The 8,966-nt window shown below is 69.8% G+C and carries 11 protein-coding genes; all 11 read left to right on the forward strand.

Annotated features, from left to right (window positions below; genetic code table 11):
* Positions 1 to 92 precede the first annotated feature (92 nt).
* Positions 93 to 959 carry a hydrogenase expression/formation protein gene (locus tag I55_RS14275; RefSeq protein ID WP_044561256.1) on the forward strand — a complete coding sequence of 289 codons (867 nt, stop codon included), beginning with the start codon at positions 93 to 95 and terminating at the stop codon, positions 957 to 959.
* Positions 956 to 1,180, forward strand: coding sequence for a rubredoxin (locus tag I55_RS14280; RefSeq protein ID WP_044561257.1), 225 nt, complete (start codon positions 956 to 958; stop codon positions 1,178 to 1,180). The genes I55_RS14275 and I55_RS14280 overlap by 4 nt, the downstream gene beginning before the upstream one ends.
* Positions 1,177 to 1,716, forward strand: a complete 540-nt coding sequence (hybE, locus tag I55_RS14285; RefSeq protein ID WP_044561258.1) for a [NiFe]-hydrogenase assembly chaperone HybE — start codon at positions 1,177 to 1,179, stop codon at positions 1,714 to 1,716. Before I55_RS14280 ends, hybE begins: the two co-directional genes overlap by 4 nt.
* Positions 1,713 to 2,681, forward strand: coding sequence for a hypothetical protein (locus I55_RS14290; RefSeq protein ID WP_044561259.1), 969 nt, complete (start codon positions 1,713 to 1,715; stop codon positions 2,679 to 2,681). Before hybE ends, I55_RS14290 begins: the two co-directional genes overlap by 4 nt.
* Complete coding sequence (gene hypA, locus I55_RS14295; RefSeq protein ID WP_044561260.1) at positions 2,681 to 3,022, forward strand: hydrogenase maturation nickel metallochaperone HypA; 342 nt, start codon at positions 2,681 to 2,683, stop codon at positions 3,020 to 3,022. Before I55_RS14290 ends, hypA begins: the two co-directional genes overlap by 1 nt.
* Positions 3,022 to 3,894 (forward strand): hydrogenase nickel incorporation protein HypB, encoded by an 873-nt coding sequence (gene hypB / locus I55_RS14300; RefSeq protein WP_044561261.1) that lies wholly within the window; start codon positions 3,022 to 3,024, stop codon positions 3,892 to 3,894. Before hypA ends, hypB begins: the two co-directional genes overlap by 1 nt.
* 10 nt (positions 3,895 to 3,904) lie before the next feature.
* Entirely contained in the window at positions 3,905 to 4,174 is a 270-nt protein-coding gene (locus I55_RS14305) for a HypC/HybG/HupF family hydrogenase formation chaperone (RefSeq protein ID WP_044561262.1), read from the forward strand.
* Positions 4,171 to 5,313 (forward strand): hydrogenase formation protein HypD, encoded by a 1,143-nt coding sequence (gene hypD, locus I55_RS14310; protein WP_044561263.1) that lies wholly within the window; start codon positions 4,171 to 4,173, stop codon positions 5,311 to 5,313. The genes I55_RS14305 and hypD overlap by 4 nt, the downstream gene beginning before the upstream one ends.
* Complete coding sequence (gene hypE / locus I55_RS14315) at positions 5,310 to 6,341, forward strand: hydrogenase expression/formation protein HypE (protein ID WP_044561264.1); 1,032 nt, start codon at positions 5,310 to 5,312, stop codon at positions 6,339 to 6,341. Before hypD ends, hypE begins: the two co-directional genes overlap by 4 nt.
* A gap of 12 nt (positions 6,342 to 6,353) precedes the next feature.
* Positions 6,354 to 7,862 carry a sigma-54 dependent transcriptional regulator gene (locus I55_RS14320; RefSeq protein WP_044561265.1) on the forward strand — a complete coding sequence of 503 codons (1,509 nt, stop codon included), beginning with the start codon at positions 6,354 to 6,356 and terminating at the stop codon, positions 7,860 to 7,862.
* 3 nt (positions 7,863 to 7,865) lie between these two features.
* On the forward strand, positions 7,866 to 8,966 hold a 1,101-nt coding region (locus I55_RS14325; RefSeq protein WP_044561266.1), incomplete at its 3' end, for a PAS domain-containing protein.

Consider the following 8,966-nt stretch of genomic DNA (forward strand, 5'->3'; position numbering starts at 1 on the left):
CCCGGAGGTCCTGGAGCGTGAGCCCAGCGTGCCCCCCGCCTTCCGTCTGCCCGCCGGCTGCGGCACCGACGCCGTGCATTGAGGAGAAAGCCATGAACGATCCCTTGGCCACCCCCCTTGGCGGCGGCGCGCTGGTCGGGCCCGGCAGCCAGCCGGCCGATTTCGATGGCGGCACGCTGGACTACATGGTCATGCCCGACGGCATGGCCATCTTCTCCGCCGCCAACGTGCCCGAGGCGGATGCCGCCCAGGCGGTGCCGCACGGCGTGGCGGCGGGCGACGCCATCCTGGCCGCCCTGACCCGCGTGGTCGGCGGCGCCGGGCCGCAGCGGGTGGACCTGTCGCACCTCGACGCCGCCAACCTGGCCTTCGTCGACCAGCTGCTGGGCGAGGGCGAGGTCTCGGTCATCTTCGGCACCGACATTCAAATCCAGGAATCCGTCCTGGCCGGGGTGTGGCGGGTGCGGGAAAGCGACGCCGCCGGCCGGCGGCTGCGCGATTATGTCGACTGCGGCCCTTTCCCCACGGGCGTGGTGGAGCGCGCCTTCGACGGCGCCCGGGACGCCGCCATCCTGCCGGAGACGGCGCGCCCCAACATCTTCAACGCCCCGCCCCTGATCGCGGAGATCAACGAGCATGTCCCCCGGGCCGGGGCGACCGGCGGGCCAGGCCATGTCATCAACCTGTCCCTGCTGCCCCATACCGAGGAGGATCTGGCGTTCCTGGACGAGGCGCTGGGCCGGGGCGGCCTGGTCGTCCTGTCGCGCGGCTACGGCAACTGCCGCATCCGGTCGACGGGAACGCGCGGCTGCTGGTGGACGCAGTATTTCAATTCCCAGGACACGCTGATCCTGAACAGCATCGAGATCTGCGCCATTCCCCAGGTCGCCTTGGCGGCGGTGGAGGACCTGGCGGATTCCGTCGAGCGCCTGACCGAGATCATGGAGATTTACCGGTGACGGATCATTTCTTCGCCGGATCGTTCGGGGGCGACGTCAGCAAGATCGGCCCGGCCACGAAGCTGGAGTGCAAGATCTGCTGGCATGTCTACGACCCGGCCCTGGGCGACACCTATTGGCAGGTGCCTCCCGGCACGGCCTTCGCCGACCTGCCGGCGCATTGGACCTGCCCGGAGTGCGACAGCGCCAAGGCCGGCTTCATGGTGATAGGCGACGAATGACCGACGGGCCCGCCCTTTCCGCCCGCATCGAGGCCGCCTTCACCCGCATCGCGGAAACGCGCATGGCCGGGGTGCCGGTAATGAACCCCGCGCTGTCGGTGGCGATGCGCGGGCTGCGCCGCCATGGCGGGCATTGGGTGGGTGTGCTGGTGACGCCCTGGTTCATGAACCTGCTGCTGCTGCCGGTGGCGGACGAAGGCGCCCGGCGGGTGGGGGAGAAGATGACGCTGGCCCTGCCGTCCGGCGGCTATGAAGGCATCTGGGGGCAGGAGGACGCGCTGGGCGGGTACTGGAGCTGCTCCCTGTTCTCGCCCATGTTCGACTTCGCGGACCAGGAGACGGCGGTGGCCACGGCCGATGCCGCGCTGATGGAGATCATGACGGTGCCGGATGCGGCGGAGGCCGCCGACGACGGCATGGTCCTGATCTGGACGGGCACGCCCGTGGCGCCCGCGCCGATACCGGCCAGGACGGAGCCGGCGCCGCCGCTGAGCCGCCGCGCCCTGTTCGGTTTGGGGGAGGGGGCGGCGCCATGACCGGCATCACCCTGCGGCTTCCCAGCGGCATAGGTGGCCAGGTGGCGCTGAGCTATGCGCCGCGCGGCGACATCACCGCCCTGCTGGCCGCCGTGCCGGTGGAGCGCGTGCCGGCCCTGGTCCGGGCGCTGTTCGCGGTGTGCGCCAACGCGCAGGGCCATGCCGCCGACCTGGCGGTGGAGGCGGCGCTTGGCGTGGAGGCCGCGCCCGACGCCCTGGCGGAGCGTGAGATCCACACGTGGACGGAGGTGGTGCGGGAGCACGGCCTGCGTGTCGGCCTGGACTGGGCCCGCCTGTTGGGGGAGGCGCCGGACACGGCCCGGGCACGCGCCTTCGTGGCGCTGTCCACCGCCGCCGACCCATCGGCCCTGATTGAGGACGCCGTGACCGGGCTGCCGCCGGGACGATGGCTGACCATCACCTGCGCGTCGGAATTGGCCCGCTGGGCCGGGACGGGATGCACGGTGGCGGCCCGGTTCATCGCCAGCCTGTTCCACGTGTCGACGCTGACCCCGGCGGACGGGGAGCCGGGGCCACTGGCGGCGCGCCACGCCGACCATCCCCTGTTGGCCCGGGGGCTGCCCGCCGGGTCGCTGATCGCCTGTCACGTCGCCCGGCTGATCGACCTTTGCCGCGCGCCGGTGCGCCTGGCCGCCCTGCGCGGCGGCGATGCCGTCCCGGTGCGGGGTGTGGCGGCCGGTCCCGGTTCGGGAAGGGCGGAGGTCCCCTGCGCCCGTGGTACGCTGCTTCATGAGGTCAGCGTGGTGGCGGGGCGGGTGGCCCGCTATCGTGTCCTATCGCCCACGGACGGCGCCTTCGCGCCGGGCGGCCGGGCCGAGCGGCAATTCCAGCGGCTGTCCGCCTGGCCGCCGGATGATCGGGTGCGACTGGCCGAGGTGATGATGCAGGCTCTGGACCCGTGCGTGGACTACGCGATCCTTGATCAGACGGTCGAGGTGGCCTGATGCATGAGATGGCCATCTGCGAGAACATCCGGGTCCTGATCGAGGAACAGGCCAGGGTCCAGAATTTCAGCCGGGTGGAGCGGGTGTGCCTGGAAATCGGCGCCCTGTCGGGCGTGGAGGTGGAGGCGCTGCGCTTCGGCTTCGACGTGGTGATGCGCGGCGGCGTCGCCGCCGATGCCCGGCTGGAGATCGTGGAAACGGCCGGCACCGCCTGGTGCCTGCCCTGCGCCATGACCGTGACGATCGGCCGGCGCTATGACCCATGCCCCCATTGTGGATCCCACCAGGTGCAGGTGACCGGTGGGGAAGAGATGAAGATACGCGAACTGGAGGTGACGTGATGTGCACGGTCTGCGGATGTGGCGACGGCGGGGCCAAGGTCGAGGCGGACGCCCATGGTCATGACCACCACCATGGTCATGATCATGGTCATGAACACGGCCACCACCACCATCATCACCATGGGGAGGGCGGGGCGCTGGATTACGGCGCCGGTCCCGCCGGCACCTCCGTTCCGGGCATGAGCCAGGCGCGCCTCATCCAGATCGAGGCGGACATCCTGGGCAAGAACAACGGCTATGCCGCCGCCAACCGCGCGCGCTTCGCCCAGGCCGGCATCCTGGCGCTGAACCTGGTGTCCAGCCCCGGTTCGGGCAAGACGACGCTGCTGTGCCGCACCCTGCGGATGCTGGCCGGTGAATTCCCCAGCGCGGTGATCGAGGGCGACCAGCAGACCAGCGCCGATGCCGACCGCATCCGCGCCACGGGCGCCCCCGCCATCCAGATCAACACCGGCAAGGGCTGTCATCTGGACGGCCACATGGTGGGCCATGCCGTCGACCACCTGGATCCAGCCGACGGTTCCGTCCTGTTCATCGAGAATGTCGGCAACCTGGTGTGCCCTGCCGCCTTCGACCTGGGGGAGGCGCACAAGGTCGCCATCCTCTCGGTGACGGAGGGCGAGGACAAACCCTTGAAATACCCCGACATGTTCGCCGCCGCCGACCTGGTGCTGATCAACAAGACGGATCTGCTGCCCCATCTGGATTTCGATGTCGAGCTGGCCATGGCCAACGCCCGCAAGGTCAACCACAAGGTGCGGCTGCTGCAGGTTTCCGCCCGCACGGGCGAGGGCATGGCGGCCTGGCTGGACTGGATACGGGGCGCTCGCCTGATGGCGCTGTCCGGCAGGACGCCGCAGGCGGCGGAATAGGGGGAATCCCATGTGCCTGGCCATACCCGCGCTGGTGACGGCGCTGCACGACGGCGCGATGGCGAGCGTGTCGGTCGGTGGCATCGCCAAGCAGGTCTCCATCGCCCTGCTGGATGAGGTGGTGGTGGGGGACTACGTGCTGCTGCACGTCGGCTACGCCCTGCACCGCGTCAGCGAGGAGGAAGCGCAACGCACCCTGGCCATGATGGCCGAGGCCGGGCTGCTGCAGGCCGAGGTGGTGGAGATGACGGAACCAGTCGAAACGGGAACAGCGCCATGAAATATGTCGACGAATTCCGTGACCGGGACTTGGCGCGCACCTTGGCCACGGCCATCGCCGCCGCCGCCGACCCGGCGCGTGACTACAATTTCATGGAGTTCTGCGGCGGGCACACCCATGCCATCTTCCGCTATGGCGTGCAGGATCTGGTGCCGGCCAACGTGCGCTTCGTGCATGGCCCCGGCTGCCCCGTCTGCATCCTGCCCGCCCGCCGCCTGGACGATGCCATCGAGCTGGCGGAGCGGCATGGTGTGATCCTGTGCAGCTATGGCGACATGCTGCGCGTGCCAGGTACCGGGCGGCGCTCATTGCTGAAGGCCAAGGCGGACGGTGCCGACATCCGCATGGTCTATTCCACGCTGGACGCGCTGGACATCGCCCGCGCCAACTCGGGGCGCGATGTGGTCTTCCTGGGCATCGGGTTCGAGACGACGACCCCGCCCAGCGCCGTCGCCATCGCCCAGGCGCAGGCGGAGGGCATCGCCAACTTCTCCGTCTTCTGCAACCATGTGCTGACCCCGCCGGCCATCCGCCACATCCTGGAAGCGCCGGAGATCGACCCCACCCAGGCCGCCCGCCTGGATGGCTTCCTGGGGCCGTCGCACGTCAGCACCGTCATCGGTTCCCGCCCCTATGAGTTCCTGGCCGCCCGCTACGGCAAGCCGGTGGTCATCGCCGGGTTCGAGCCGCTGGACGTCATGCAGTCGGTCCTGATGCTGATCCACCAGGTGAACGAGGGCCGGGTGGACGTGGAAAACCAGTACACCCGGGTGGTGACGCGGGATGGCAACCGCAAGGCGCAGGAGCTGGTGGCCCGCATCTTCGAACTGCGCCCCAGCTTCGAATGGCGCGGCCTGGGCAGCGTGCCGGAAAGCGCGCTGGCCATCCGTGCCGAGTATGCCGCCTTCGACGCCGAGAAGCGCTTCGCCCTCAGTGAGAAGCAGAGCCGCGAGACCAAGTCCTGCGAATGCCCGGCCATCCTGCGTGGTGTCAAAAAGCCGAAGGACTGCAAGCTGTTCGGCAAGGCGTGCACACCGGAAACCCCCATGGGCGCCTGCATGGTCTCCTCCGAAGGGGCGTGCGCGGCCTACTGGACCTACCGGCGCATGGAAACCCTGGCGGAGATGGCGGCCGAATGACGACCCAGCCACCGCCCGACCTTTCCGGCAACGTCGACATGAGCCACGGCGGCGGCGGCCGGGCCATGGCGCGGCTGATCCATGACGTGTTCCGCCGCCATCTGGCCAATCCGCTGCTGGACCAGGGGCATGACGCCACGCGCATCGATGCCGGATCGGGTCGTATCGCCGTGACCACGGACGCGCACGTCATCTCCCCGCTGTTCTTCCCCGGTGGCGACATCGGCGCGTTGGCCGTGCACGGCACGTTGAATGATCTGGCCATGGCCGGCGCGCGGCCCCTGGCCCTGACCGCCGCCTTCATCATCGAGGAAGGCTACCCCCTGGCCGACCTGGACCGCATCGCCGCCAGCATGGGCCGGGCCTGCCGCGAGGCCGGGGTGCCGGTGGCGACCGGTGACACCAAGGTGGTGGAGCGGGGCAAGGGCGACGGCGTCTTCATCACCACCAGCGGCGTCGGTGTGGTGCCGGAGGGGGTGGACATCGGCCCGCACCGCCTGCGCCCGGGGCAGGCCGTCCTGCTGTCCGGCCCCATTGGTGACCACGGCATCGCCATCCTGTCCAAGCGCCAGGGCCTGGAATTCGGCACGGAAATCCGGTCCGACAGCGCCGCCTTGCACCGCATGGTGGCCGACATGGTGGCGGCGGTGCCCGGTATCGCGGTCTTGCGCGACCCCACCCGGGGCGGCCTGTCCGCCACCCTGAACGAACTGGCCGAGGCCGCCGGCCTGGGCATGCAGCTGGAGGAGCGGGCCATTCCCGTGCGGCCGGAGGTGGCGGCGGCCTGCGAGATGCTGGGCCTGGACCCCCTGAACGTCGCCAACGAGGGCAAGCTGGTCTGTGTTTGCGAGCCGGACGAGGCGGAGACGCTGCTGGCGGTGATGCGCGACCATGCGGAAGGCCGTGACGCGGCACGGATCGGTCATGTTACGGTGGGCCAGCCCGGCTTCGTCCGCATGACGACGGCCATCGGCGGCCAGCGGGTGGTCGACTGGCTGTCGGGCGAACAACTTCCGCGCATCTGTTAGCGGAGAGGAGCGATGGCCGAGCCTTCCACCGATCTGCCCACCATCCTGATCGTCGATGACGAGCTGCGCTCCCTGGAATCGCTGCGGCGCATCCTGGAGGAGGATTTCGAGGTGCTGACTGCGGCCAGCACCGTCGAGGCGGAGCGGCGGTTGGCCGACAATCTGGTCCAGGTGGTGCTGTGCGACCAGCGCATGCCGGAACGCACCGGCGTTGAGTTCCTGACCCAGGTCAAGGAGCGCTGGCCCGAGGTGGTGCGCATGATCATCTCCGGCTACACCGACGCCCACGACATCATCGACGGCATCAACCAGGCGGGCATCTTCCAGTACATCACCAAGCCTTGGCATCCGGAAAACCTGCTGCTGACGCTGAAGGGCGCCTGCCGCCTTTATGCCCTGCAACGGCAGAACGAGCTGCTGGCGGTGGAGATGAAGATGCTGCCGGCCACGGCCTCCCGCATGGTGGGGGAGCGGAAGGAGAAGCTGCGGCGCGCCTATAGCTTTGACGACGGTATCGTCCGCGCCAAGGGCAGCCCGATGGAGGGGGTCTGCCACAGCCTGGCCCAGGTGGCGCCGTTCGATGTGCCGGTGCTGCTGTTCGGTTCCTCCGGCACTGGCAAGGAGCTGGCGGCGCGGGCCCTTCACTACGGCTCGCTGCGCTGGAACAAGCCCTTCGTGGTGGAGAATTGCGGCGCCTTGCCCGACGAGCTGCTGGAGAGCGAGCTGTTCGGCCACAAGAAGGGCGCCTTCACCGGTGCCATCGAGGACCATGTCGGCCTGTTCGAGCGGGCGGACGGCGGCACCGTCTTCCTGGATGAGATCGGCGAAGTGTCCCCCGCCTTCCAGGTCAAGCTGCTGCGCGTGCTGCAGGAGGGGGAGATACGCCCCCTGGGCGGCACCCGCACCCGCAAGGTGGACGTGCGGGTGATCGCCGCCACCAACAAGGACCTGGAGGAGGAGGTGCGGGCCAAGCGTTTCCGCGCCGACCTGTTCTACCGCCTGGCCGGCATGATCATCCGCCTTCCCGACCTGAAGGACCGCAAGGGCGACCTGCCCGTGCTGGTGGAGGTGCTGCTGGACCGGGCCACGACGCAGATGGGCAAGCGCGTGCCCGGCATCTCACCGGAGGCGCTGGAGTGCCTGGCCCGCTATGACTGGCCCGGCAATGTCCGCGAGTTGCAGAACGAGGTGCAGCGCCTGGTGGTGCGGGGCGAGGAGGGCCGGCGGCTGGAGGCCGACCTCCTGTCTCCCCACATCCTGCGGGCGGAACCGGCGGGCGCTGGCGCGCGTGGCGAGGATGACTTCACCGACATCGCCGGGCTGGCGGGCGACCTGCGCGAGCGGGTCAGCGTCCTGGAGGCGCGCATCATCCGCGAGACGCTGATCCGCCACCGCTGGAACAAAAGCCAGGCGGCGCGGGAGCTGGGCCTGTCACGCGTGGGCTTGCGCGCCAAGCTGGAACGCTACGGGCTGGAGAACGTCCATCCCCTGGCGCCGCCCAAGCGCATGGCGGGGAGCTGAGCCATGGGCAGTCACGATCCCTTGGCCGACCTGCCATCGCCTGACGCGGACGGCGAGGGCGAGCAGCTGTGGATCGACGTCATCCGCCGCATGGACGTCGTCTACAGCGACCTCGTCGCCTCGCAGGTCGCGCTGGAGGAACAGAACCAGCGCCTGCAGCAGGCGCGCGATTTCATGCACTCGGTCCTGGGCGCCATGAACGACGTGCTGATCGTCTGCGACGCCGATGGCGCCGTGCTGCGGGTCAACGCGGCGCTGACGGCGGCTCTGGGGCGGGAGGAGGGGGCATTGCTGGGCGCCCCCCTGCTGGATCTGTTCGACCCCGCCGACCACGCGGACATCCGGGCCTGCCTGGCCGATGGCCGTGCCATCGAGGACAAGGGCTGGCAGCTGCTGGCGGCGGACGGCCAGCGGGCGGCGGTGTCGGTCAACGGGGCGCCCCGCCGGGACGCGCGCGGCCGCTTCGCCGGTATGGTGCTGGCCGGCCGGCCGGTGGGCGAGCTGCTGCGGGCCTATCGGGAACTGGACAAGGCCCACCAGCGCCTGCGCCAGACGCAGCAGCAGCTGCTGACCTCGGAAAAGATGGCGGCGCTGGGCCGGCTGGTGGCGGGCGTGGCGCACGAACTCAACAACCCCATCAGCTTCGTCTTTGGCAACATGTACGCCCTGAAGCGCTATGGCGCCGCCATCACCGGTTATCTGGCGGCCATCGACGCCGGCAAGCCGCGGGCGGAACTGGCGGCCCTGCGCGACAGCCTGCGCATCGACAAGGTGCTGGCGGACATCGGCCCCCTGGTCGACGGCACCCTGGAAGGGGCGGAGCGGGTGCGCGACATCGTCCAGGACCTGCGCCGCTTCTCCTCCAACCAGCGGGAGGAGCCGGAAGCGTTCAACCTGGTCCGACTGATCCATACCGCCACCGACTGGGTCATCAAGACCCAGCGCACCAAGCCGGAGGTGCGGCTGGAGCTGCCGCCGGCGCTGGAGGTGACGGGACGCAAGGGCCAGTTGCACCAGATCCTGGTCAACCTGATGCAGAACGCGGTGGACGCCGTCGATGGACGCGACGGCGCCCTGATCCGCATCACGGCGGGAGAACAGGAT

This window comes from Azospirillum sp. B4 (assembly GCF_000333275.1).
Classification (GTDB): Bacteria; Pseudomonadota; Alphaproteobacteria; order Azospirillales; family Azospirillaceae; genus Nitrospirillum.